This window comes from Pseudomonas sp. AP42 (genome assembly GCF_001728935.1).
Classification (GTDB): Bacteria; Pseudomonadota; Gammaproteobacteria; order Pseudomonadales; family Pseudomonadaceae; genus Aquipseudomonas; species Aquipseudomonas lactis.
This window is the reverse complement of record NZ_LYSO01000097.1, coordinates 1-23,659: the sequence shown is the minus strand read 5'-3', so window position 1 is coordinate 23,659 and position 23,659 is coordinate 1. Positions and strand designations below refer to the sequence as shown.

General features: G+C 61.1%; 20 protein-coding genes and 2 pseudogenes. 8 read left to right on the top strand and 14 right to left on the bottom strand.

The features are described from left to right. The 3 genes and pseudogenes from A7K61_RS33350 to A7K61_RS24275 form a co-directional block, all read right to left on the bottom strand. Positions 1–189, bottom strand: a pseudogene (locus tag A7K61_RS33350) (hypothetical protein); the annotation flags it as partial. An 18-nt stretch (positions 190–207) separates the two neighbouring features. Next, complete coding sequence (locus A7K61_RS24280) at positions 208–921, bottom strand: phosphatase PAP2 family protein (protein WP_034134540.1); 714 nt, start codon at positions 919–921, stop codon at positions 208–210. A 48-nt stretch (positions 922–969) separates the two neighbouring features. Then, positions 970–2,919, bottom strand: a complete 1,950-nt coding sequence (locus A7K61_RS24275) for an LTA synthase family protein (RefSeq protein WP_069558524.1) — start codon at positions 2,917–2,919, stop codon at positions 970–972. 201 nt (positions 2,920–3,120) lie between these two features. On the opposite strand from A7K61_RS24275, the gene colR reads away from it, so the two are divergent. The 5 genes from colR to A7K61_RS24250 all read left to right on the top strand — a co-directional run bounded on the left by colR (position 3,121) and on the right by A7K61_RS24250 (position 6,891). Then, positions 3,121–3,804: a two-component system response regulator ColR gene (gene colR, locus A7K61_RS24270; protein WP_003193936.1), complete on the top strand. Its 684-nt coding sequence runs from the start codon at positions 3,121–3,123 to the stop codon at positions 3,802–3,804. Continuing rightward, positions 3,794–5,074 carry a HAMP domain-containing sensor histidine kinase gene (locus A7K61_RS24265; RefSeq protein ID WP_069558523.1) on the top strand — a complete coding sequence of 427 codons (1,281 nt, stop codon included), beginning with the start codon at positions 3,794–3,796 and terminating at the stop codon, positions 5,072–5,074. Before colR ends, A7K61_RS24265 begins: the two co-directional genes overlap by 11 nt. Before the next feature lie 188 nt (positions 5,075–5,262). Next, positions 5,263–5,943, top strand: a complete 681-nt coding sequence (locus A7K61_RS24260) for a class I SAM-dependent methyltransferase (protein ID WP_003193934.1) — start codon at positions 5,263–5,265, stop codon at positions 5,941–5,943. Positions 5,944–5,947: 4 nt separating this feature from the next. Further along, the gene (locus A7K61_RS24255; protein WP_003193933.1) at positions 5,948–6,667 is read left to right on the top strand and encodes a lipopolysaccharide kinase InaA family protein; all 720 of its coding nucleotides are present in this window, start codon (positions 5,948–5,950) and stop codon (positions 6,665–6,667) included. Then, positions 6,664–6,891 (top strand): hypothetical protein, encoded by a 228-nt coding sequence (locus A7K61_RS24250; RefSeq protein WP_003193932.1) that lies wholly within the window; start codon positions 6,664–6,666, stop codon positions 6,889–6,891. Before A7K61_RS24255 ends, A7K61_RS24250 begins: the two co-directional genes overlap by 4 nt. A gap of 175 nt (positions 6,892–7,066) precedes the next feature. Here the strand turns inward: A7K61_RS24250 and A7K61_RS24245 are convergent, their stop codons facing one another. Genes A7K61_RS24245 through A7K61_RS24235 form a run of 3 tightly spaced genes read right to left on the bottom strand, consistent with a single transcriptional unit; the run spans position 7,067 to position 10,702 of the window. After that, positions 7,067–8,164 (bottom strand): DUF1513 domain-containing protein, encoded by a 1,098-nt coding sequence (locus tag A7K61_RS24245; protein WP_032902721.1) that lies wholly within the window; start codon positions 8,162–8,164, stop codon positions 7,067–7,069. A 2-nt stretch (positions 8,165–8,166) separates the two neighbouring features. Beyond that, complete coding sequence (locus A7K61_RS24240) at positions 8,167–9,231, bottom strand: imelysin family protein (protein ID WP_069558522.1); 1,065 nt, start codon at positions 9,229–9,231, stop codon at positions 8,167–8,169. A 31-nt stretch (positions 9,232–9,262) separates the two neighbouring features. Further along, the gene (locus A7K61_RS24235) at positions 9,263–10,702 is read right to left on the bottom strand and encodes a di-heme oxidoredictase family protein (protein WP_069558521.1); all 1,440 of its coding nucleotides are present in this window, start codon (positions 10,700–10,702) and stop codon (positions 9,263–9,265) included. Positions 10,703–10,842: 140 nt separating this feature from the next. On the opposite strand from A7K61_RS24235, the gene A7K61_RS24230 reads away from it, so the two are divergent. Further along, positions 10,843–11,406 (top strand): NAD(P)H nitroreductase, encoded by a 564-nt coding sequence (locus A7K61_RS24230; RefSeq protein WP_003193928.1) that lies wholly within the window; start codon positions 10,843–10,845, stop codon positions 11,404–11,406. Between the two features lie 135 nt (positions 11,407–11,541). Here the strand turns inward: A7K61_RS24230 and A7K61_RS34300 are convergent, their stop codons facing one another. From A7K61_RS34300 to gap, 8 genes and pseudogenes are all read right to left on the bottom strand, one after another. After that, positions 11,542–12,297, bottom strand: coding sequence for a methyl-accepting chemotaxis protein (locus A7K61_RS34300; RefSeq protein WP_370706227.1), 756 nt, complete (start codon positions 12,295–12,297; stop codon positions 11,542–11,544). A 102-nt stretch (positions 12,298–12,399) separates the two neighbouring features. Then, positions 12,400–13,539 (bottom strand): annotated as a pseudogene (locus A7K61_RS34295) (HAMP domain-containing protein); the annotation flags it as partial. Positions 13,540–13,818: 279 nt separating this feature from the next. Beyond that, complete coding sequence (locus A7K61_RS24220; protein ID WP_014719757.1) at positions 13,819–14,220, bottom strand: YbaN family protein; 402 nt, start codon at positions 14,218–14,220, stop codon at positions 13,819–13,821. A gap of 156 nt (positions 14,221–14,376) precedes the next feature. Next, positions 14,377–14,985 (bottom strand): biliverdin-producing heme oxygenase, encoded by a 609-nt coding sequence (locus tag A7K61_RS24215; RefSeq protein WP_047711689.1) that lies wholly within the window; start codon positions 14,983–14,985, stop codon positions 14,377–14,379. Between the two features lie 138 nt (positions 14,986–15,123). After that, complete coding sequence (locus A7K61_RS24210) at positions 15,124–17,688, bottom strand: TonB-dependent receptor (RefSeq protein ID WP_069558519.1); 2,565 nt, start codon at positions 17,686–17,688, stop codon at positions 15,124–15,126. Positions 17,689–17,803: 115 nt separating this feature from the next. After that, positions 17,804–18,772 carry a FecR domain-containing protein gene (locus A7K61_RS24205; RefSeq protein WP_069558518.1) on the bottom strand — a complete coding sequence of 323 codons (969 nt, stop codon included), beginning with the start codon at positions 18,770–18,772 and terminating at the stop codon, positions 17,804–17,806. Positions 18,773–18,846: 74 nt separating this feature from the next. Next, on the bottom strand, positions 18,847–19,365 hold the full coding sequence (locus A7K61_RS24200) for an RNA polymerase sigma factor (RefSeq protein WP_003193922.1): 519 nt from the start codon (positions 19,363–19,365) through the stop codon (positions 18,847–18,849). Between the two features lie 223 nt (positions 19,366–19,588). Continuing rightward, positions 19,589–20,590 (bottom strand): type I glyceraldehyde-3-phosphate dehydrogenase, encoded by a 1,002-nt coding sequence (gene gap / locus A7K61_RS24195; protein WP_003193921.1) that lies wholly within the window; start codon positions 20,588–20,590, stop codon positions 19,589–19,591. 221 nt (positions 20,591–20,811) lie between these two features. Here gap and edd point away from each other — a divergent pair, with 221 nt between their 5' ends. Both edd and A7K61_RS24185 read left to right on the top strand, forming a co-directional pair. Beyond that, positions 20,812–22,638 (top strand): phosphogluconate dehydratase, encoded by a 1,827-nt coding sequence (gene edd / locus A7K61_RS24190; protein ID WP_014719752.1) that lies wholly within the window; start codon positions 20,812–20,814, stop codon positions 22,636–22,638. Further along, entirely contained in the window at positions 22,635–23,591 is a 957-nt protein-coding gene (locus A7K61_RS24185) for a glucokinase (protein ID WP_044270924.1), read from the top strand. The genes edd and A7K61_RS24185 overlap by 4 nt, the downstream gene beginning before the upstream one ends. Positions 23,592–23,659: the final 68 nt, after the last annotated feature.

The following is a 23,659-nucleotide window of genomic DNA, read 5'->3' as shown; positions in this document are numbered from 1 at the left end:
CGGGGCGCTTAAGATCAAGATCAAAAGCAGATCAAGAGCAAGAGCGACTCGCTTCGCATCGTGGTTACCGTTGGCTTTCGCAGGCAGCCCTAATGGCTTTTTTGTAGGAGCGAGCTTGCTCGCGAAAAACTCAAAGGCGCCGCGTTCATTCAGCAAGCACGCGTTATCGTTGAAGCTTTTCGCGAGCAAGCTCGCTCCTACAGAAAGCTATGACCGTTGCCGTGCAGGCCGGTACAGCAACAAGCAGTACAGCCCCAGGCAGATCAGCCAGCAAAAGATCGCTGTCCACACGTTGTGGGAAAAAAAGTGCGCCCCTTGCAGCATACGGCTGACGGAGAACACGCTGCCCAGGCTGACAGCAAAGATGAACGCGTAGCGCGCCAGTCGTGGCCGTCGATCCCGCAGGGCGAAGAACCAGGCGAACAAGGCAAACCCGGTGGCGGCATGCCCGCCGGGCCAGCAGCGGCCGGGTTTATCGGTAGGCGGGCGCGGGCTGAGCAGTTCGCTGTAGGTTTCCTGGCCGCCGAACTCCTTGAGACTCCAGGGGCATTGCACGGCGGTGATGGTTTTCAATGGCGACACGAACGCCGTCGCCATGCCCAGCGATAGCACCAGGCACACCAGTTCACGGCGGTACGGTTTGAGCCGCTGCAGGATGAAGCTGCCGACCAGGCCGAGAATCGCCAGTACCGAAAACAGGATCACCAGTTGCTTGGCACGGTCATGCAGGATGTCTTCAAGAAAGAAGCTATAGCGGCCAATGAAGCCGCCCGCCTCTGCGCTGTAGAAATGCCTGGCCAAGTCCATGTCCAGGGACGTCAGTTCCAGCAACAGCAAGGCCACTGCAGCGCTGGCAGGCAGGCCCAGGCACAGCCAAAAATTAAGCGGTTTGGAAACCGGTAAAGAAGAAGGGGATTTCATCACGAACCTTGGTGAAATGCCCCGTGCTACCTGCACGGGGCTTTTTGATTAGCGTTTGCTTAAGACTGGAGCCTCTTCCTTGGGCGCTTTCCAGCTCAGCAGTTGCTGTTTGTAGTCGTAACTGGCGGCCTGGTAGTAGGTGATCGCCCGTTGGATCAAGGGGTCATCGCTACCGACGCGCAGCTCCTGGCTCTCGCCCAGGGCCTGGTCGTGGCGACGCAAACCTTGGCGCGGGCTGAGGATTGCCAGGTCCTTGCCATCAAACAGACCCAGGTGCTGGTAATTGCCCACCACCACCCGTGGAGGCAGTGGGTTGTCTTGCAGCAGGTTGCGGCCAAAGAATGTCGATTCGTAGCTCAGGTTGAGCAGGCCCAGCAAGGTCGGCGCCAGGTCGATCTGGCTGGACAGTTGAGCGGATTCCCGTGCGTCGATCAGCTTGGGCGCGTAGATAAACAGCGGAATCTGGTAGTTGGTGATCGGCAAGTCTTCCTTGCCTGCGCTGCCGGCGGTGTGGTCGGCGACGAACACGAAGATCGTATTATCGAACCAGGGCTTCTGGCGTGCAGCTTCGAGGAACTGGCCGATGGCGTAGTCAGTGTATTTCACCGCGCCGTCGCGGCCCTTGCCGGACTTGATGTCGATACGCCCGTCCGGGTAGGTGTAGGGGCGATGGTTGGAGGTGGTCATCAGTTGCAGCAAGAACGGCTGTTGCTTGGCGTAATCGGCGTCGGCCAGTTTCAAGGTCTGTTTGAACAGGTCTTCGTCGGCCATGCCCCAGGCGTTTTTGAACGAGATCTCCGACTCTGGCACGCTGCTCTGGTCCACGACCCGATAACCGTTGCCGCTGAAGAACGCGTTCATGTTGTCGAAGTAACCGCGCCCGCCGTAGACAAACACGCTGTCATAACCGATGGCCGAGAGCTGTTGACCCAGGCTGGCGAACCCGCTTTCGCGGCCGATGCGCTTGACGATCGAACGCCCCGGCGTCGGCGGGATTGCCAGGGTAATGGCTTCCAGGCCACGGTCGGTGCGCGTACCGGTGGCGTAGAAGTTATTGAAGTACAGGCTCTGTTGGCGCAACGCATCCAGATTGGGCGTGAGGTTGCGCGCATCGCCATTGCTGCCCATGTACTTGGCGCTGAAGCTCTCGATGGTCACCAGTACGATGTTGGGTTTGCGCAGTGTGCCGGGGTTGGTGATGGCACGGCGAATATCCAGCGGGTCCTGGTCGATAAAGCGGGCGTTGGGTTCACTCAGTTCGGCGCGCAACTGCTTGGCGACGACGTCGGTCGGCAGGCTTTTGTAAAACTGGGTGTAGTCCAGTTCGTTGTTACGGAACGCGGCAAAGAACTGATAGGGGCCATTGCTGGCCAATTCGTTGTTGTACGCATTGCCGCCTTGGGTGCGCGGGCTGTCCTGGCTGACCAGTTGCAGGCTGAGGCCGGCGAGCACCAACAGGCCCAGGGCGTTGATCACACGGCCACGCAGTGGAGGCAATGGCGCCGCCATCGCGGCATTGAAGGGTTTGCGCAGAGCCACGCTCAGAATCAGTGCCAGCATCGCCAGCAGGCTCAGCAGCTTGCCGATCGGGTAAGACTCCAGCAGGTTGTTCAGTACCTCATCGGAGTACACCAGGTAATCGACGGCGATAAAGTTGAAGCGCACGCCAAACTCATCCCAGAACAGCCATTCGGCCACCGAGGTGAACAGCATGGCGAACAGGCTGACGGTCAGCACCGCTTGCAGGAACCAGCGATGGCCACGGCGGCGCCACAAGGCAGGCGGGCAGAGCAGCAGATACAGGCCAAGCGGCAAGGCTGCATAGGCCAGGAAACCCAAGTCGTAGAGCAAACCCACGCCAAACACCGGCAACAGGTTGCCACCGACTTCATCCAGGTGAGTGATGAGCAGCACACTGCGGGTAAGCAGGAAAACCAGTAACCAAGTACCGGTAATCAACAGCAGGTAGCGCATTGGTGCAGTTTTGATAAACCCCATGTCTATGTTCCTTAGATCAATGGGGGGCGATCTTCTTCCTGAGGCTGTAGTCAGTTTGTGAAGCTATAGTGAAAAACTTGTTCGGTTCTACAAACAGTTGAAAACCTTTATCGGCGGGGCTCTGCGCTCTATCCCTGAGCCTCGCTTGGCCTTAAGCTGCGCGAGCCAACACGGCCGTTACCGCGTACGGAGACACTGCCCATGCGAATTCTATTGGTTGAAGACAACCGCGATATCCTCGCCAACCTGGCCGATTACCTGGGGCTCAAAGGCTACACAGTGGACTGTGCGCAGGACGGTTTGTCGGGCCTGCACCTGGCAGCCACCGAGCATTACGACCTGATCGTGCTCGACATCATGCTGCCCGGCATCGATGGCTACACCTTGTGCAAACGCCTGCGTGAAGACGCGCGCCGTGATACGCCGGTGATCATGCTCACCGCGCGCGACCAACTGGATGACCGGCTGCAGGGCTTCAAGTCCGGCGCCGATGATTACCTGCTCAAGCCGTTCGCCTTGTCGGAACTGGCCGCGCGTATCGAAGCGGTGTTGCGCCGTGCCCAAGGCGGCGGGCGTCGTGCCCTGCAAGTGGGTGACCTGAACTACGACCTCGATACGCTGGAAGTCACCCGCGAAGGGCGCCTGCTCAAGCTCAACCCCGTGGGCCTGAAACTGCTCGCCGTGCTGATGCAAAAAAGCCCGCACGTGCTGCGCCGGGAAGTTCTCGAAGAAGCCCTGTGGGGCGACGACTGCCCGGACAGCGACAGCCTGCGCAGCCATGTTCACCAATTGCGCCAAGTGATCGACAAACCCTTCGCCAAGCCATTGCTTCAAACGGTGCACGGTGTGGGTTATCGCCTGGCCGAGGGTCGTGATGGAGTTTAAGCAAAGCCTTGCCCAACGCATCATCATCGCCTTCGCCTTGATGAGTGCGTTGGTGGCGGGGGCCTTCGCCATCGGCATCATCGCGACGGTACACCTGGTGGAGGAGAAGTTGATCTCGGCGGGCTTGGGCGGTGACCTGCAGCGCCTGTTGCTGATGGACAGCGTCGAAGACTGGAGCCACCGGCCGGAGCCGGACCAGCTGTTTTATTTCAGCGGCGGGCGTGGCGATTTTGAACTACCCAAGGACCTGCGCCATCTGGACCCGGGGTTCCATGAGGTGTTTCGCGAGGCGCTGTCGTACCACGCCATGGTTGAAGTGGTCGATGGTCGGCGTTATGTGTTGTTGCAAGACCAGAGCGATTTCGAAGAGCGTGAGCGCGTGCTGTTTGCGGTGGTGCTGGTGGGCTTCGTGCTCAGCCTGGCGCTGGCGGCGTTCCTCGGCTGGGTGCTGGCCCGCAAGGTGATGGCGCCGGTGGTACGCCTGGCCCGTCAGGTCCGTCATCGTGACCAACTGTTAGGCCTGGCTCCGCCCCTGGCGCCGGATTACGCCGCTGATGAAGTGGGCGAGCTGGCGGTGGCGTTCGACGCCACCCTCGGCCGCTTGCGCCAGGCGTTGTCGCGCGAGCAGCTGTTTACCAGCGATGTGAGCCATGAGTTGCGCACGCCCTTGATGGTCCTGGCCAGTTCCTGCGAACTGCTGCGCGAAAACCCAGCCATCGATCAACGAGGTCGCAACCAGGTCGAGCGCATTGCCCGTGCCTGTGAAGAAATGCGCGAGCTGGTGCAGACCTTCTTGATGTTGGCCCGCGCCAAACACGACGACGCTGCCAGTTCGCCCCAGGGCAACCTCACCCAGGTGGCCGAAGACCTGCTCGGTATCTGGCGCGAGCCCATCGAGAAAAAAGGCCTGGCGTTGATCTACCTGCCGGGCAACCCCCTGGACACCCGCTACAACACTACCTTCTTGCATGCGGTGATGGGCAACTTGCTGCGCAATGCCCTGCATTACACCGAACACGGGTTTATCCGCCTGACGCTGGAGCCCAGTGGCTTCGTGGTGGAGGACTCCGGTGTTGGCATCCCCGAAGAGAAGCGCGAAGCGATGTTCGAGCCGTTCGTGCGCGGTAGCGAGAAACGTGGCGAGGGCCTTGGCCTTGGCCTGTCGCTGGTGCAACGGATCTGCGAAAGCCAGGGCTGGAGCGTAAGCCTGAGCACCATGGAGCCCAATGGCTGCCGTTTTCATGTGGAGCTCAACCCAGTCAAAACCTGACCCTTCAGTCTGTCGTTTTGCTGATGCAGACTGCCTGCTTTTCGGCGAAGATGGCCCGGTGCTACTGAATGTTTCTGTAAAGTCTTGAAATGTATGCAGTTGGACAGGACAAGATTTTCACAACGAGTTGACCTGTTGATCACAGTTCGCTGCTTAAGGTCGTAGGCATCAGTTACTGGAGACGTAAGATGCCTTCCCCGATCAAGCTGGAATTTTCTGACAAGTACGACGATCAACACGCGCAGAAATATTTGCTCAAGCATCAGGACAATCTGGCTCGCCGGTTGTCCCACAAACGCGACGAGCAGTTGGCGCGCGGCGCATTGGCCATGGCCGGTGAGCCGGGCCTGGTGTTGGACCTGCCGTGTGGCGCTGGACGCTTCTGGCCGTTACTGGCCGAAAAACCCAACCGTGTGATTATCGGAGCTGACAATTCGGCGTCGATGTTGAAGATCGCCACCGCTGCCCAACCGGCAGAGGTGGTGAAACGGGTACGCCCTTTGCAGACATCTGCCTTTGATATCGATTTGCCAGATAATTCCGTCGACAGTATTTTCTGCATGCGCTTGATGCACCACATTGGTGAGCCGGAGCACAGGCTGACAATACTGCGCGAGTTTCAACGTGTTACCCGCGACAGCGTGATTATTTCGCTGTGGGTGGACGGCAATTTCAAGGCCTGGAAGCGCAAGCGCAGCGAAGTGCGTCGTCGCAAAAAAGGTGAGCAGGAAGGTTACCAAAACCGGTTTGTGTTACCGGCTGCTACTGTCGAGGCAGAATTCGAGCAGGCCGGTTTCCGTGTTCAGGAATCCCTGGACTTCATACCGCTCTACGCCATGTGGCGAGTGTATGTATTGCGCAAGAGGTAACAGGATGGCAGTTGAGTGCGTAGTAGGCAGTCATGTAGCTCCCGAAGAACGATTTGATTTTTTCTGGCGTCAGCAAGGTGAATGGGTGGAAGAACCCAACCGTCGCCGGGGTGGTGAAAGTGGCGTGCAGCGGGTGATCAGCCCTAACGGGCGCTTGCTCTATTGCAAGCGCCAGACCGGCCACATTTACCGCAGCTGGCTGCACCCCTTTGGGCGTCCGACCGTGCTGCGTGAGCGTGATGCCCTCAAAGGCCTGCGTTTGCTGGATGTGCGTGTGCCGGAACTGGTGTTTTGCGAAGCACGTCGCGACCCGGAGCACCAATGGAAAGCCCTGTTGGTGACCGCATCCCTGGACGGTTTCGACGAGATTGAAAACTGGTACGCCGCCGGTGGCCGCCAACAGTATGGCGAGGCGGTCCACGAGCGTCTGCTGCAAGAGTTGGCCGGCACCTTGGCCCGTATGCACAAAGGCCGCTGGCAACACGGTTGCCTGTATATCAAGCACATTTTCGTGCGGGTGACCGGTGAGCCTGATGCGGCGACAGTGGAAGTGGCCCTGCTGGACTTTGAGAAATGCCGCCAGCGTCTGACCGCTTATCGGGCCGCGTCCCACGACATGCTGCAATTGCGCCGCCATTCGTCGTGGAATGATACCGACTGGAAAAAACTCAGCTACTTTTACGAGACGGCGTTTGGCAGCGCTATCAAGGGTTTAACCAGATGAAGCTAGAAATAGCACGAGGTTTGTTTCTGGTCGGGGCATTGGGTGTTGCAGCCCTGGCCCTGGCGGTATGGGAACAACCTCGTACACAAGTGTTGAGTGCGGTAGACGGTGGCGGGCAATGCCTGCTGCCACGCATTGCCAAGACGAGTGTGGCGGCCAAGCCCGACCATGAATTGCTGTTATTCATGTTCGGTATGTCTCAAGCGATGAGGCCGCAAAGTTGAAACGATTGACCCCAAAAGGGCCTTGCGATGCAAGGCCCTTTTTTGTGTCTGGCACCTCAACTGTTGTAGGAGCGAGCTTGCTCGCGAAAAGCCCACAGACGACACGTTCATTCAGGATGGTCGCGTTATCGTTGGCGATCTTCGCGAGCAAGCTCGCTCCTACAGAAGGGTAATTTCAGACCAGGTGCAGGTGGTTATCCCAGAACCCCGCCGGTAATTCCAGTGGTGTTGCCAGTAGCTTTTCCTGGCGGCAGTCATAGAAGCGGCAACGCCCCTGGCCGGATGTCACCACAAACCCATCCGCCACCGCGCCCACCCCCGCACAGTCCGGCAAGGGCCCATCCAGGCGCAGTTCGGCGGTGTCCATGTCCCAGATAAAAAAGCGGTTGCCCCGCGGTGCCGTCAACGCCACCAGGCGCAGTTCGCTGTGCACCGCCACGCTGGCGGTGTAATGCCCCATCGCCTGCAACTGCTCATCGGCCACCGGGAACGCCACGAACGGCTGCCCCGGGCGCTTGATCGCCAGCAACTCGGAACGCTCCTGGGACGGGCCCATGAACTGCTGCCCGGTGAGGATGGTGCCATCGCTGGCAATGCCCATGTGCCGCACGCTGTTCATCTGCTGGGCCAGGGTTTCCTTGCTGATCAGGCTGCCGTCGCGGCGCATCAGCACCAGGCTCGGCTCCATGGCATTAAGGTTCATCTCTACCCGGCTTTCGGCTTCGGTGCGAATGCCGCCGTTGGCCACGATCAGCGTCTCGCCGTCGGGCATCCACGAGACTTGATGCGGGCCGATGCCGTGAGTGGATATCTCGCCGCTGTGCACCAGCCGCTCACCTTCGAACTTATACACACCCAACAGGCCACGGCCGGGGTCGGAGGTGTCGTTCTCGGTGGCGTACAGCCAGTCGCCGCTCTTGTGGATCACCGCATGCCCATAGAAATGGCGGTTGGCGTTCGAGGTGATGGTTTGCAGCAGTCTGCCGTCGCGCAGGTCGATCAGGTAGCTCTCGGTGCCTGGGCGACGGGCGACGAACAGTGCAATCGGCAAGGTCGGGTGGTTGATGATGTCATGGCAGCGCTGGCCGACCTGGGTGGCAAATACCGGCTTGCCGTCCAGGCGATAGCCGACAGCGTAGTGCTTGCCGTCGGCATCATCGCGCGCCGACAGCAGCAGCGGGCCTTTGTCTTTGTGCTTGAACAGCGTCCAGCCACCCAAGGTGATAGCGCTGAGCAGCACGCTGCCCACCGCCAAAGCCTGTCGCCTGAGCATCATCAGTCACCGTCGTTGGCGTTAAAGCCCAGTTGGACGCCCAGCGCCTTGGCCAGTTCACCTTCATGCAGGCGGTGGACTACGTTGAGGCTGTCGTAGATGTCGTTGAGTTGCTGGCGCCCGGCGTCGTCGTTCAACAGTTCGTTGAGGGTGCGCTGGTTGCTGGCGAACAGTTTCAGCGACGCTGCGTAGGCGGCGTCGATTTTCTCGGCCAGGGGCTTCTGGTCCGCCGGCAGCAGGCCACGCAGGCCTTTGTTATCGACGCCCACCCACACGGTCTGAGCCGCGGCGAGGCTGGCTTCCAGGCTCTGCAGGGACGACTGGCTGCGCCAGGCATCGGCCTGGAACGGTTGCGGGATGCCCTTGGTCTGGCGGCCCATTGGGGTGCCGAGTTTTTTCTTCAGGGTGTCCAGGGCGGTCACTTGCACGCGCAGCAGGTCGGCGATGGCTTCGTGAGAATCAGCGTAGCGCTGGTTCGGAAACTTGGTCATCTGCGCGAGCATGCCGTCGGTGCTGTTCCAACTCGCCAGGATCTCTTCGGCAAGGACTTTCTGGCGTTCACCGATCGCCATCAGCAGCGGGCAATAGCGCGCTTTCTGGGCGGCGTCGGCGACGTCGGGCTTGGCGTCGTAGAGAATGTATTCGTAGGCGGACAGGCCTTGCACCACCACGCTGGATTTCGCCAGGGCCGCGGCGTCGATCTGCGGCTGGGCGTTGACCAGTTGCTCGACCTGACGGCCTACCAGGTTCTTCTTGTCTGGCCAGAATTGCACCTGCCACGCTCGGTTGCCTTCGGCCAAAGGGCCGATCAACAGCGGTTGCAACTCGGCCCAGGCTTTTTGTGCGTGCAGGAAGTCGGCGCGGGCGGTGTCCAGGCTTTCCTTGCCTTGGCAGTAGGCCAGGGCGCTGACTGCCAGTTGACGGTCGGCCTCAACCCAGCGGCTGTAGGTTGGCAGGATCACTTGCTTGGCGATGGCCGCCGAGGTCACCGCTTGCGGGTCTTGGGGCGAGCAAGCGCCCAAGGCCAGGGCGGCGAGGCTGGTGAACAACAACTTGGGACGAAACATGTCGAGCTCCCTTCTGTAAGTGGGGCAAAGCTTATAAAGAATTCAGGAACGCCAGCAACGCGGCACGCTGCTCGGCATTGAACGACAACACATGTTGCTGCGCCGCTTGGGCTTCACCGCCATGCCACAGCACGGCTTCAAGCAGGTTGCGGGCGCGGCCGTCATGCAGGAACTGGGTGTGGCCACTCACGGTTTGCGTCAGGCCGATGCCCCACAGCGGCGGAGTGCGCCAGTCGCGGCCAGTGGCTTTGAATTCGCTACGGTTGTCGGCCAGGCCTTCGCCCATATCGTGCAGCAGCAGGTCGCTGTAAGGGCGAATCATCTGGTTGGCCAGTTCTGGTTCGGCGGCATTGGCTGCGGTGGTGAAGCTGGGCTTGTGACAGCCTTGGCAACCGGCCTGGTAGAACAGGTTCTTGCCGGCCAGCACTTGCGGCGTATCAACGTCCCGACGTGCGGGCACCGCGAGGTTGCGGGTGTAGAACAGCACCAGGCGCAGGATGTTATCGCTGACTTCCGGTTCACCCTGCGGGCCATTGCCGTTGGGCGCCTGTTTGCAGGCCACTTGGGCGTCGGTGCAGTCATCGAAGGGTCTCAGGGACGTGGTGAGGCCCATATCACCAGAAAATGCGTGAACGTTTTGTTGATTGAGGTTGGGCTGTCCGGCTTTCCAGCCAAAACGCCCGAGGACAGTTTTGTTCTGGGCGTCATCCCAGACCCAATTGGCGCGGCCCACGATGGCGTCTTCGTCGGCGGTCTTGGGGTTAGTGTTGCGCAGGATATCGGCATCGCTGATCGCTTCGAGCAGGCCCAGGCCGATCATCGGCGGGGCGATACGCGCCGAGAAGCGTGTGTCGGGGTGCATCGGGCCGTAGCCCAGTTGGGTGATTTGCAGGTCGGGCTTGCGCAACTCGACCAGCGTGCCGTCCTTGAACCTGACGTTGACCGGTGTGTAGTCAACCCGCACCTTGCCTTCCGGCGCGACGCCGGGCACGGCCATGTCCTGGAGTTGCCCGCCGTAGACGGGCTCGGGCACCACGCCGATCTGTTCGATGAGCTTGGCGTAGGCTGGCTGCTCTGCAATAGAGGGATGGATGGACAGGCGCACCAGCATCGACACGGCATTGGGCGCGTCGGGCAGTGGCGGGTGGCCACGGCCATCCTTGATATGGCAGTTCTGGCAGGCGTTGGTATTGAACAGCGGGCCCAGGCCATCGCGCGCCGTGGTGGTGGAGGGCGCAATCACCCACGGGTTGCGAAAGAAACTGTTGCCGACGCTGAAGTCCAGGCGCCGCGTGGGCGCCAGGTTGGCCGAGGGCAGGGAAAAGGCGTTCTGGTCGCGCTTGTTTACCGTCGCCGCGCCACCGGCCCGCGATTCACCCGGCTCTGCTTTGGTGAAGCGAGGGGCGTCATCGCACGCAGTCAGGCTTAAAGCCATCAACGCTGCTGGCAGGTATAAAAGCGCACGGAACATCGAGATTCCTGGACGAGGGCAGAAAATTAAGGCGCAAAGTCTAACAGGGCAGGGCAGATTGAATAAGAGCAATTATCGTTTGGTGGCATCCCGATTCTTTCCCGTTAGAATGACCGCACATTTTTCTATGGAGGTGGCCAATGCAGGCTCTCGACGCTTTGCTCAACCGTGTTTCCGTGCCGCGTTTGCTCGACCCGGCACCGACCCAAGAGCAGCGCGACCTGCTGTTCGCCGCCGCCATGCGCGCGCCCGATCACGGCCAACTGCGCCCGTGGCGTTTCCTTACCGTGGAAGGTGCAGCGCGTGAACAGATGGGCACGCTGTTGGCCGAAGCCGCCCGCCTGCAGGACGCCGACGCACCGCAAGCCGCCATCGATAAAGCCCAGAACGGCCCGCTGCGTGCGCCGCTGGTGGTGGTGGTGATTGCACGCTTGCAAGAGCATTTCAAAGTGCCCAAGTCCGAGCAATTGCTGGCCGCCGCCTGTGCGGCCCACGGCATTCTGCTGGCGGCGTATGCCCAGGGTATTGGCGCGGTGTGGCGTACCGGCGAATTGTCCTACTCGGCTCACGTTGCCAAAGGCCTGGGGCTGGCGGCGAATGAAGAAGTGATTGGCTTTCTGTACCTGGGCACGCCGCAGAACCCACCGCGCACGGCGCCGAAGGAAGACTTGACGCCGTTCGTCCAGGCCTGGCCCGGCCGGTAATTCACCACCCTCCTGCTTTATGTGGGAGCTGGCTTGCCTGCGATGGCATCGACTCGGTTTCACAGACACACCGAGTTGTCTGCATCGCGGGCAAGCCCGGCTCCCACCCAGGTGTTTAGTATTTTCAGGACCGAATCAGACCCTGAACTGATCCATCAACTTCATTTGCTGGCTGGCCAGGGCATTGAGCTGGCTGCTGATCGCCGCTGACTCGGTAGCCTGGCCGGTGAGGGTTTCAGTCACAGTACGAATCGCCGAGACGTTGCGGTTGACCTCTTCGGCCACCGCGCTCTGCTGTTCGGCCGCGCTGGCGATTTGCAGGTTCATGTCGCTGATCACCGTGACCGCGTCGCTGATCTTGCCCAGGGCTTGCACGGCTTGATGGATCTGCCCGGCATTGCTCTGCGCCTGGTGTTGGCTGGAGTGCATGGTCGCCACTACGCCACGGGTGCCGCTCTGGATACGCTCGATCACCAGGCGGATTTCTTCTACCGAGTCCTGGGTGCGCTTGGCCAGGTTGCGCACTTCGTCGGCCACCACCGCAAAACCACGCCCGCTTTCGCCGGCGCGTGCCGCTTCAATCGCTGCGTTCAACGCCAGCAGGTTGGTCTGTTCGGCAATGCTGCGGATCACCTCCAACACTGAACCGATTTGCTCGCTGTTGACCGCCAGGGCTTCGACTTCGCCCACGGCTTTGCTGACTTCGTCGGCCAGAGTGGTGATATCACGGGTGCTCTGCTCGATGATCGACATGCCTTCGCGTGCCGACTGGTCGGCGCCGCGTGCCGCGCTGGCGGCATTGGAGGCGCTGTTGGCCACGTCGTGGGCGGTGGCGCTCATTTCGTTCGACGCGGTAGCGACCTGGTCGATTTCACGGAACTGCACCTGCATGCCTTCGCTGGTCTGGCGCGCAATAGCGGACGATTGATCGGCCGTCCCGCGGGCTTCGGTGATGCTTTGCTTGATCTGCGCAATGGTCGGCTGCAGCTTGTCGAGGAAGCGGTTGAACCAGTTCACCAACTCGCCCAATTCGTCCTTCTTGGCGTAGGCCAGGCGCTGGGTGAGGTCGCCGTCACCGCTGGCGATGTCCTTGAGCATGGCGGCCACGCTATTGATAGGGCGGGTCACGCCAGTAGCGGTCAGCCAGATCAGCAGCAAGCCCAGCAGGCCGGCGGCGGCGGCCACCAGCAGGGCTTTGAGCGTGCCCGTTGCCTGGGCCTCGTCGAGTACGGCTTGCAGTTTTTCGTTGTCGGCCAGCATTACCGCTTTGGGCAGCTTGATCACCACGCCCCAGGATTTGGCACCGGCAATCGGCTTGAGCGGGTACACGGCACGAATGGTGTCGTCCTGTTCACGGATAACCGGGCGGTCATTGGCCAGCAGTTGCACGATCTCTTTGCCTTCAGCGCCAATGCTGTCGATCAGGTTCTTACCGACTTTGGCCGGCTCACCACTGTAGGCGGCGATCAGGCCGGTGCTGGACAGAATCTCCAGGTGGGCGGCACCGTTGAACAGGTCTTTTTGCGCCGCATCGGTGGTCGCTTGCAGGGCGGTGAGGGCGATGTCCACGCCGACCACGCCGATGACTTTGCCGTCGACGATCAGCGGCAGGGAAATGGTGGTCATCAGTACCGGTTTGCCGGCCACCGTGTCTTCGTACGGGTCCAGCAGGCAAGTGCTGCGCGTGTCCCGTGGGCAGGTGTACCAGATGTTGTAGGGCGTACCGCTAAGGTTGAGGGTGGTCTTGGTCAGGTCATCTTCGACCATGATGGTGTTCTGGCCTTCGCCGCCAGCCCGGCTCCAATAGCTGGAAAACCGGCCTTTTTCATTGGAGACGCGCGCCTTGTCGTCGATGAATTCGCTGTCCTTGCCATCCAGCCCGTTGGGTTCGAACGACAACCAGATGCCCAGCACCTTGGTGTTGCGCTCGAACGCGGTTTTGACGCTGCGGTTGAGTTCTTCACGCAGGGCTCCAGCTTCCAGGGAACGCTGGGTGCCCAACTGACGCAGGTCTTTGATCTGGTCGGCAAGGGCGGTGATTACCAGCAGGTTTTCGCCGAAGGTCTTCTGCAGTTGCGTGGCCTGTTCGGCCGCTTTGGATTGCAGCAGTTGCTCCACGCTGGCGGTGAGCATTCGTGAGCTTGAATCGCTGACCAGTCGATCGTTCTGGTTGGTGTTGTAGATATTGATGCCGACCACCAGTGCAATCACACCCAGCAGACACAGGCCGGACAGCAACACGATTTTCAAGCGGATGGAGAGGGTGTCGAACATAGGTTCACTCACGAATGGACTTGTTGGAATGCACGCAAACGCGCCAAGTCCCTTCGGCGTCATGCCTGAAACATCGGCGTCACAAATCAATTCATGAGGAAGAGGCGATGAGCGGTAGGAAAACGCCTACAGGCCGCCTTAGACGGGACGTGCCAGCTGTTCGGGGCGGGACCAGATCCACAGGTTGCCCAGGCTCATCCCGGCAATCGCCAGGTACACCGGCCAGCCGTGATCGAGCATCACCAGCATCAACACGGCGCACAGCAACATGCTCACCGTGGCGCTGACCTTGGCGCGACGGGCGATGATCTTGCCATTGCGCCAGTTGGACAGGATCGGCCCGAACAGGCGGTGGTTTTCTAGCCAGGCGCTGAGGCGCGGCGAGCTTTTGGTGGCGGCCCAGGCGGCGAGCAGGATGAATTCGGTGGTGGGCAACCCCGGTATCACAATCGCCACCAAGCCGATCCCCAGGCTGACGTAGGCCAGCAGGCCAAAGAGGACTTGGGCGATTTTGGAGGAGGATTGGGGTTTGCCGGTCATGGGTAGGGAGATCGCAGAAAATCAATTTGAAATGAGGGCTAAATGTGGGAGCGGGCTTGCTCGCGAATGCGGTGTATCAGTCGCCTGATCTATTGGCTGAACTACTGCATTCGCGAGCAAGCCCGCTCCCACATTTGATTGCATTTCAATCCAGGGTTACGCCAGTTCTGGGGCGCTAGCGTACGCCTGTTCCAGCAACACGGTGAAGCGCACAAACGCATCAATCGCGCCTTTTTCCACCGCAGCTTCTTCCTCGGCGCTGAATGTCAGGCCGTCGAGGGTGCGGGTGAAGCTCTTCCAGCCCTCGGCGCGACCGCCGGCCGGCTCGCCCAGGTGGCGCGCACCGAAGGTTTCACTCAGGCCCAGGCCCACGGCGCGCTTGATCAGGAACGCCGCGCCCAGCTTGGAGCCTTCGGAGACGAACAGCCAGCCCAAAGCTTCAGCTTTGCTGGGGTTGTTCACCGCGCCGGCAACCGGGGCCGGGATTTCGGTGTCCAGGTCTGCCAGGTCGAGCTTGGCCGCTTCGGCGCGGCAGCGGGCGGCCAGGTCAGGGATGATCTGGTTCAGCTCGGCATCGTTGTACAGGGCCACCAGTTCCGATTGGAACAGGTACTGGGCCACGACGAAGCGGGCGAAGTTGGCCTGGGTTTCGAACGGCGCGTGAGCCTTCACCAATGCGTCGAGCTTGGTGTGCGGCTCGTTGGTGATTTGGTTCAGGCGTTGGGAGCGCAGGCTTGGGCGTTCTGCGGTGGAAGAAGCGGTCATGAAAAAAGTCCTTGAGAAGAGAAGCGCCTGGGTGCCCTTAAAGAGAGCTGTTATCAACTAGACGAACAAGAAGACGCGGCACAGTAAAAAATCCTCACCTCGCCGCAGATGCATGGGCGGCGAGGTGGGGCGCATGGGTCAGATGTCCCAGATCACGTTGATCGCGAAGTTGCGACCGGGCTGGGTCAGGCGGTCGAGGTTGGCCGGGCCGGTGACACCGGCTTCGCCGACGCTGTCATAGCTGCGCACGTCATCCCAGTTCCAGTACTTCTTGTCGGTGAGGTTGTAGAGGCCACCGTTGACGGTCACGTCTTTGCTCACCTTGTAGTAAGCGGTCAGGTCGAGGATGCCGAAGCCCGGGGTTTTGAACGGGCCATCGGTGCCGCCGTCAGGCGCGTGGAAGGTCGTGCTGTCGACGCGGTCCTGTTTCTTCACCACGGTCCAGCTCAGCAGGCCACCGTAGTTGTCCTGGTCGTAGCCCAGGCCAAACACGCCTTTGAGCGGGTTGACGCTGTTCAGCGGTTCGCCATTGTCGTCGTTGCGACCGTAGGTGTAGGCAACCGAGCCCTGGGTATACAGGCCCTTCGGCGCGCCGAAGGTATCCAGGTTCAGGCGGCCCTTGGCTTCCACGCCCTTGATGGTGGCGCGCTTGATGTTGACCGCCTGGAACTGCTCCACGGTGCCGCCGACCACGGCGTTGTCTTCGTCGATAAAGTCACGGTACTTGTTGTAGTACACCGCAATATCGAAGGAGCCTTCGTCGAACTTGCCGCGAATCCCGGTTTCGATGCCTTTGCTGGTTTCCGGCTTGAGGTCGGGGTTGGGTTCGACGGTGTAACCGATGTTGAGGTTTTCGAAGCGACCGTACAGGGCCTTGGCGGACGGCGTGCGGAAGCCCTCGGCGTATTGGCCGAACCAGGTGTAGTTGTCGGTCAGGGCGTAGGTGAGGCCGAACTTGGGCGTGACGCGGTTCCAGGTTTTGTCTTTGCCGTCGACGGCATACTCGCCGGTCGGGTTGACGGTGTTGAGGAACTCCTGGGTCAGCTTGGGCTTGAGCCGGGTGTAGTCATAACGCACGGCGGGCAGGAAGGTCCATTTGTCCCAGGTGATCTGGTCCTGGGCGAACAGTGAGTAGGTGTTGATGGTCGGGTCGGGGAAGTCGCTGGCCTTCTTCACGCTGTCGCCGGCTGACGGGCTGGGCCCGCCGATGGCGGTGCAGCCGGCGCCAATGGCCAGGCACGAGGCCGAGCCTTCGCGGGAACCGGTGACTTTCTGCTGCTTGAGGGTGGTGCCGTAGGTGACTTGGTGGTCGGTCTCACCCAGGCTGAAAGCCTTGTCTAACTGAGCGTCGAAGACCCACTGTTTTTCTTCGTAAAGCGTGTCGCGGGTGCGCAGCACGCGACGGCCGGCCTGGTAGATTTCGGCGGTGGTCTGGTCGGTCTTGGCGATCTGGTAGTTGAGGCTGGTCTTGATGCGGTCGGCAATCGGCGACTCCAGGGCGAAGGTGTTTTCCAGGCCGAAGCGCTCACGGGTGATGGTGTCGTTACCGCGACGGTCGCGGTACAGGTTCATGCCCCGGCCACCGATGAACGGGCCGCCCACTGCGTTTTTCAGATTGACGTCGCGGTCATCCTTGAACTTCTCGTAGGTCAGGCCCAAACGGTTGTCATCGCCATAGTTCCAGCCCAGCTTGGCCAGCACGTTGGTGGTGCGCGCATCTTCCGGGTTGGCGCCGGTACGGGCCAGGCCGGTGGCGTTATTGCCGTCGTAGGACTCGGTTTCATGGCCGTTGCGCTGGCTCAGGTGCAGCAAGCCGTCGAAGTCCTGCACACGCCCGGCGAAGGTGCCGGAGGTCAGCCAGCTCTCGTCGGCGGAGCTGTAGCCGGTCTTCAGGCGGGCGCCGACGTCCTGGCCTGGCTTGATGATGTCGTCCGGGTCGAGGGTGAAATAACTCACCGCGCCGCCGATGGCACTGCTGCCGTACAGGGCCGAGGCCGGGCCGCGCAGGATCTCCACGCGTTTGACGATTTCCGGGTCGACGTAGTTGCGGCGGGTCTTGGCGTAGGGGCCGTTGAAGAAGTTGTCGGGCACTTCGACGCCATCCACCTGGGTGAGGACGCGGTCGCCGTCGATACCGCGAATGTTGTAGCCGGCGTTACCCGAGCGGGTACCGGCGCCGCCGACGGAGACGCCGGGTTCGTAGCGCACCAGTTCACGGATGTTGTTGACGTTCTGGCGGTCCAGCTCTTCGCGATCATGCACGCTGACGGTGCTCGGTACGCTGTTCACATCCTGTTCGTTACGGGTGGCGCTGATGGTCACCTGTTGCAGGGCGAGGGCGCTGCCGGCGCTACGTTTTTCCAACACGATATTGTTGCTGCCCAGTTTGCGATAGCTCAGGTTGGTCCCCACCAACAGCCGCTCGAGGGCTTTTTCCGCTGGCAGCGGGCCGCGCACGCCCGGGGACGAAACGCCCTGGCCCAGTTCGGCCGGCAGGCCGACTTGCCAGCCGGTCACGGCGGTAAAGGCATTAAGCGCCGACACCAGTGGCTGCTGTTCAATGCTGAAGGTGTAATTGGCGTGGCTGCGAGCGGCAGGTTCGGCGGCGGTGGCGCTCATGACGGGCGCGCCAGCCAGCAGGATCGCGGCGGTCAGCAAGGACAAAACGGGCGAAGCAGACCGGCGGTTGAAACGAGAGGACATCGAGAGCGCTCCGGGATACGAATCTTATAGTTGCGAACCGAACCAAATAGGAATCTGTTGCATTGGCTATAACGAGACGTATCGCCGGTTAACATCGAGTAAAAATAATTCTCATTTAGTTCAGGATCACCAGCGCCGGGTATTCCGACAGCTTGGCCGAGGTGATGTGAGCCAGGGAGCGCACCACGTCCAGGGGTTGGTCCAGGCGGTAGTTGCCGGTGACGGCGACGCTGGCCAGTTGCTCGTTGTTGTTGACGATCCAGCCTGGGTAATAGCGGCGCAGTTCAGCCAGTACTTCGCTCAGCGGGCAATTTTCGAACACCAACCGGCCCTGCACCCAGGCCAGGTCTTTGCTGGCATCGAGCTTGGCCGGTTGGCCGAAACCCTTGGGGCCGATGCGGATGCTTTCACCGGCGCTCAGGCGCACACGGGCATCGTCGAACGTGTTGCTCAGGTCGACATCGCCGCGCTGCACCTGGACCTGGGCTTCGCCATTGAGGTAGCGCACGGCAAAGGCGGTGTCACGCACGCTGGCGCGCACCGGGCCGGCGTCGATCTCCAGGGGCAGGCCACGGGTGGGTGCTATCTCAAAGAACGCTTCGCCCTGGTACAGGCGGGCAATGCGCTGATGGTCCTTGATGCTGCTGGAAAAGGCCGAGTTGGTGTTCAGCAGCACCTTGGAGCCATCGTCCAGCTGCAGGCGCTGGCGCTCGCCCACCACCGTCAGATGGTCGGCCTGCAAGCGCACCGGCAGGTTGCTGAAACTGAACAGGCCGACCAGCAACACGGCGGCGGTGGCCAGGGGTTTCCAGTGCGGTTTGATCCGGCGCCAACCGCTGGGCTTGCGCGGTGCGGCGAGGGCCACGGCGGCGCTGTGTACCGGTGCGTCACCCCAGGCGGCCTGGGCCTTGCTGAAGGCGTGGACATGGGCCGGGTCCTGGGCCAGCCAGGCGTCGAACGCGGCCTGCTGCCCAGGTTGCGGGCACTGCAAGGCGATCAGCCAATCGAGGGCTTGGTCCATGGCCGCGTCTTGCAACACCTCATGAGCCAACGCATGGGGGCGCAGTTTATTCGGGTCCGTCACGGTGTTCCTCGGGTCTTCGCCACGTTCTATTCATTTTTCCTACAGCTTGGATCGACACCTCTGTCGGGTGAAGCTTAAGGCTGATCCAGCCGTTCGGCCACACCCACACAGATGGCCATGATCAATTTGAGTTCCTTTTGCACTGTGCTCAAGGACACACCCAACTGATCGGCAATCTCCTGATAGCTGCAACCGTGTAGGCGGCTGAGGATGAAAATCCGCTGCTGGCGGGCGCTCAACTGGCCGAGGCTCACACTCAGGTGCTCCAGCAGTTGCTCGGCCTGGGTGGCTTCTTCCGGCGTGCTGGCCGGCGCGGCGACGCTTTGCAGGACATCCAGCGGGACATCCTCCTGCAGGGTACGCGCCTGGATCCTGCGCGAGCGCAAATGATCCAGCGCCAGGTTACGGGCTGTCTGGTAGACAAAAGGTTCAAGGTGGTCGATTGGCCGCTCGCTCAGGGCCCGAGTCACGCGCAGGTAGGTTTCCTGCAACAGGTCCTCGGCAGTGCTGTGGTTATGCACCATCCGTTGCAGAGTTCGTAGCAGGATCACCCGTTGGGTGAGGAAGACGTGGTTGAAGCGAGATTGGCTCACAGTGATACCAGACCGATTTGCAGTGAATGATAATGCTTATCATCAACTGAAATGGCAAGTGGCTATTTCGCTGGGCCAGCGCAGGTGCAAGGAGATGCACTAAACCCGTGTGGGAGCGGGCTTGCTCGCGAAAGCGGTGTGTCAGTCAACGAATAGGCCAACTGAGCCACCGCATTCGCGAGCAAGCCCGCTCCCACACGCGCCCGGCTCCCTCAAGAGGGGCTTATTCGGCGTTACACAGCGCCAGGCAGTTATCCAGCATACGGTTGGAGAAGCCCCACTCGTTGTCATACCACGCCAGCACTTTGAGCAATTTGCCGCTGACCTTGGTGTGATTGGCGTCGAAGATCGACGACAGCGGGTTATGGTTGAAGTCGCTGGAAACCAGCGGCAGGGTGTTGTAGCCGAGGATCTTCGAATGCTGGCTGGCGTGTTTTAGCAAGGCGTTGACCTCATCGGCCGTGGCTTCTTTTTTCAGCTGCACGGTGAGGTCCACCAGGGACACGTTAATCACCGGTACACGCACCGCCATGCCGGTCAGCTTGCCTGCCAGTTCCGGCAGCACCAAGCCCACTGCTTCAGCGGCGCCGGTCTTGCTCGGGATCATGTTCTGGGTGGCCGAGCGCGCGCGGTACGGGTCGGTGTGGTACACGTCGGTGAGGTTCTGGTCGTTGGTGTAGGCGTGGATGGTGGTCATCAGCCCGCTTTCGATGCCTAGCTCGCGATGCAGCACCTGGGCCACCGGCGCCAGGCAGTTGGTGGTGCACGATGCGTTGGAAATGATCTGGTGGGATTGACGCAAAATGTCATGGTTTACCCCGTAGACCACCGTGGCGTCCGCGCCTTTGGCCGGGGCGGAGATGATCACCTTGCGCGCGCCGGCGCTAATATGGGCGGCAGCCTTGTCACGGTCGGTGAACAGGCCGGTGCATTCGAACACCACGTCAATCTTGTGCGCAGCCCACGGCAGGTCGGCGGGGTTGCGAATGGCACTCACGGCAATCCGGTCACCATTGACGGTCAGGCTTTCCTGATCGTGGGCGACCTCTGCGTCGAAAGTGCCGTGTACGGTGTCGTACTTGAGCAGGTGGGCATTGATCGAGCTGTCGCCCAAATCGTTGATGGCGACGATCTGCAAATCCTGGCGATAGCCTTGGGTATACAGTGCGCGCAGGACATTACGGCCGATACGGCCAAAACCATTGATTGCGATTCGAAGAGTCATCGGAAAGTGCCTGTCGTCGATTTGTTGTAAGAATTACAAGATTATTCGCATAAAAATAGAAAACAAGCCTTTTTAGTGGCAATATTTTGTTCAATCTACAACGAGTGACCTGAATCAACTGGTCCGATGATCCAAACGACCCCCTGCCATCCCATGAGCCGTGGGCGTTTGATCAGCATAGACTCTCAGGTCGCCACATCCGTTAGCCTGGAGTTCTATACATGCATCCCCGCGTTCTTGAGGTCACCGAACGGCTTATCGCCCGCAGCCGCGCCACCCGCGAGGCTTACCTTGCGCTCATTCGCGGCGCAGCCAGCGACGGTCCGATGCGCGGCAAGCTGCAATGCGCCAACTTCGCCCACGGCGTGGCCGGTTGCGGCACCGAAGACAAAAACAGCCTGCGCATGATGAATGCCGCCAACGTGGCAATTGTTTCTTCTTATAACGACATGCTCTCGGCGCATCAGCCCTACGAGCATTTCCCCGAACAAATCAAAAAGGCCCTGCGCGAAGTCGGCTCGGTCGGCCAGTTCGCCGGCGGCACCCCCGCCATGTGCGACGGCGTGACCCAGGGCGAGCCGGGCATGGAGCTGAGCCTGCTCAGCCGTGAAGTCATCGCCATGTCCACGGCGGTAGCGCTGTCCCACAACATGTTCGACGCCGCGCTGATGCTGGGCATCTGCGACAAGATCGTCCCTGGCCTGATGATGGGTGCGCTGCGCTACGGCCACCTGCCGATGATCTTCGTGCCGGGCGGGCCGATGCCGTCGGGTATCTCCAACAAGCAGAAGGCTGATGTGCGTCAGCGCTACGCCGAAGGCAAGGCCAGCCGCGAAGAACTGCTGGAATCGGAGATGAAGTCCTACCACAGCCCCGGCACCTGCACCTTCTACGGCACCGCCAACACCAACCAGTTGCTGATGGAAGTCATGGGCCTGCACTTGCCCGGCGCTTCGTTCGTCAACCCGTACACGCCGCTGCGCGATGCGTTGACCCGCGAAGCCGCGCACCAGGTCACGCGCTTGACCAAGGCCAATGGCAACTTCACGCCGATTGGCGAGATTGTCGACGAGAAGTCCATCGTCAACTCCATCGTTGCGCTCAATGCCACCGGCGGCTCCACCAACCACACCCTGCACATGCCGGCCATCGCCATGTCGGCAGGCATCATCCTGACCTGGCAGGACATGGCCGACCTCTCCGAGGTGGTGCCGACCCTGTCCCACGTGTATCCAAACGGCAAAGCTGACATCAACCACTTCCAGGCGGCGGGCGGTATGTCGTTCCTGATCCGCGAACTGCTGGAAGCCGGCTTGCTCCACGAAGACGTCAACACCGTGGCCGGCAAGGGCCTGAGCCGCTATATCCAGGAACCTTTCCTGGTCGACGGCGAACTGGTCTGGCGCGACGGCCCGATCGAAAGCCTCGACGAAACCATCCTGCGCCCGGTGGCCCGTGCGTTCTCGCCGGAAGGCGGCTTGCGCGTAATGGAAGGCAACCTTGGCCGTGGCGTGATGAAGGTTTCGGCAGTAGCGCCGGAGCATCAGGTGGTCGAAGCGCCGGCGGTGGTGTTCCAGGACCAGCAGGACCTGGCCGATGCCTTCAAGGCCGGCCTGTTGGAAAAAGACTTCGTCGCGGTAATGCGCTTCCAGGGGCCGCGCTCCAATGGCATGCCCGAATTGCATAAGATGACCCCGTTCCTGGGCGTGTTGCAGGACCGTGGTTTCAAAGTGGCACTGGTGACAGATGGGCGAATGTCCGGCGCGTCGGGTAAGATCCCTGCCGCGATCCACGTCAACCCCGAAGCCCAGAGCGGCGGGCCGCTGGCGCGGGTCCAGGATGGCGATATCATCCGTGTGGATGGCGTTACCGGCACCCTGGAGCTTAAGGTGGACGCCGAAGTATTTGCAGCGCGCACGCCTGCCACGGGCCTGTTGGGCAATAACGTGGGAGCCGGTCGCGAGCTGTTTGCATTCATGCGCTTGGCCGCAAGCTCCGCAGAGCAGGGCGCCAGCGCCTTTACCTCTGCCTTGGAGACGCTTAAGTGAAGCTTGCGCTGGTCGGTGACATCGGGGGGACTAACGCCCGTTTTGCGTTATGGCGGGATCAGGAACTGCATTCGATCCGCGTGCATGCCACGGCGGATCACGGCAGCCCTGAAGAGGCGATCAAGCTCTACCTCAAAGAAGAGGGCCTGCAAATCGGCGACATCGGTGCGGTGTGCCTGTCGGTGGCCGGGCCGGTGAGCGGCGATGAATTCAAGTTCACCAACAACCACTGGCGCCTGAGCAAAACCGCGTTTTGCCAGGCCCTGCAGGTGGATGAACTGTTGCTGGTCAACGATTTCTCGGCCATGGCCCTGGGCATGACCCGGCTCAAGCCCGACGAATTTCGCGTGGTCTGCGAAGGCACGCCGGAACCCTTGCGCCCGGCCGTGGTGATCGGCCCGGGCACCGGCCTTGGCGTCGGCACCTTGCTGGACCTCGGCGCAGGCCGCTGGGCAGCTTTGCCGGGGGAGGGTGGGCATGTCGACCTGCCCCTGAGCAGCCCACGGGAAACCCAATTGTGGCAACACATCTACAGCGAGATCGGGCATGTCAGCGCCGAAACCGCGTTGAGCGGTGGCGGCTTGCCACGGCTGTACCGGGCGATTTGTGCGGTGGATGGGCATGAGCCGGTGCTGGACACCCCCGAAGCCATCACGGCGGCGGGCCTGGCCGGTGACCCGGTGGCCATGGAAGTTTTGGACCAGTTCAGCATCTGGCTGGGCCGGGTGGCGGGCAATAACGTCTTGACCACCGGTGGGCGCGGTGGCGTGTACATCGTGGGTGGGGTGATACCGAGGTTTGCCGACTTCTTTATCAACAGCGGTTTCGCCAAAAGCTTTGCGGATAAAGGCTGCATGAGCGACTACTTCAAAGGTATTCCGGTGTGGCTGGTGACGGCGCCGTATTCCGGGCTGACTGGGGCGGGTGTGGCTTTGGAGCAGGCTTTTGCATAGGCGCTGATGGCCTCTTCGCGAGCAAGCCCGCTCCCACATTTTGATTTGTGAATACATTCAAATGTGGG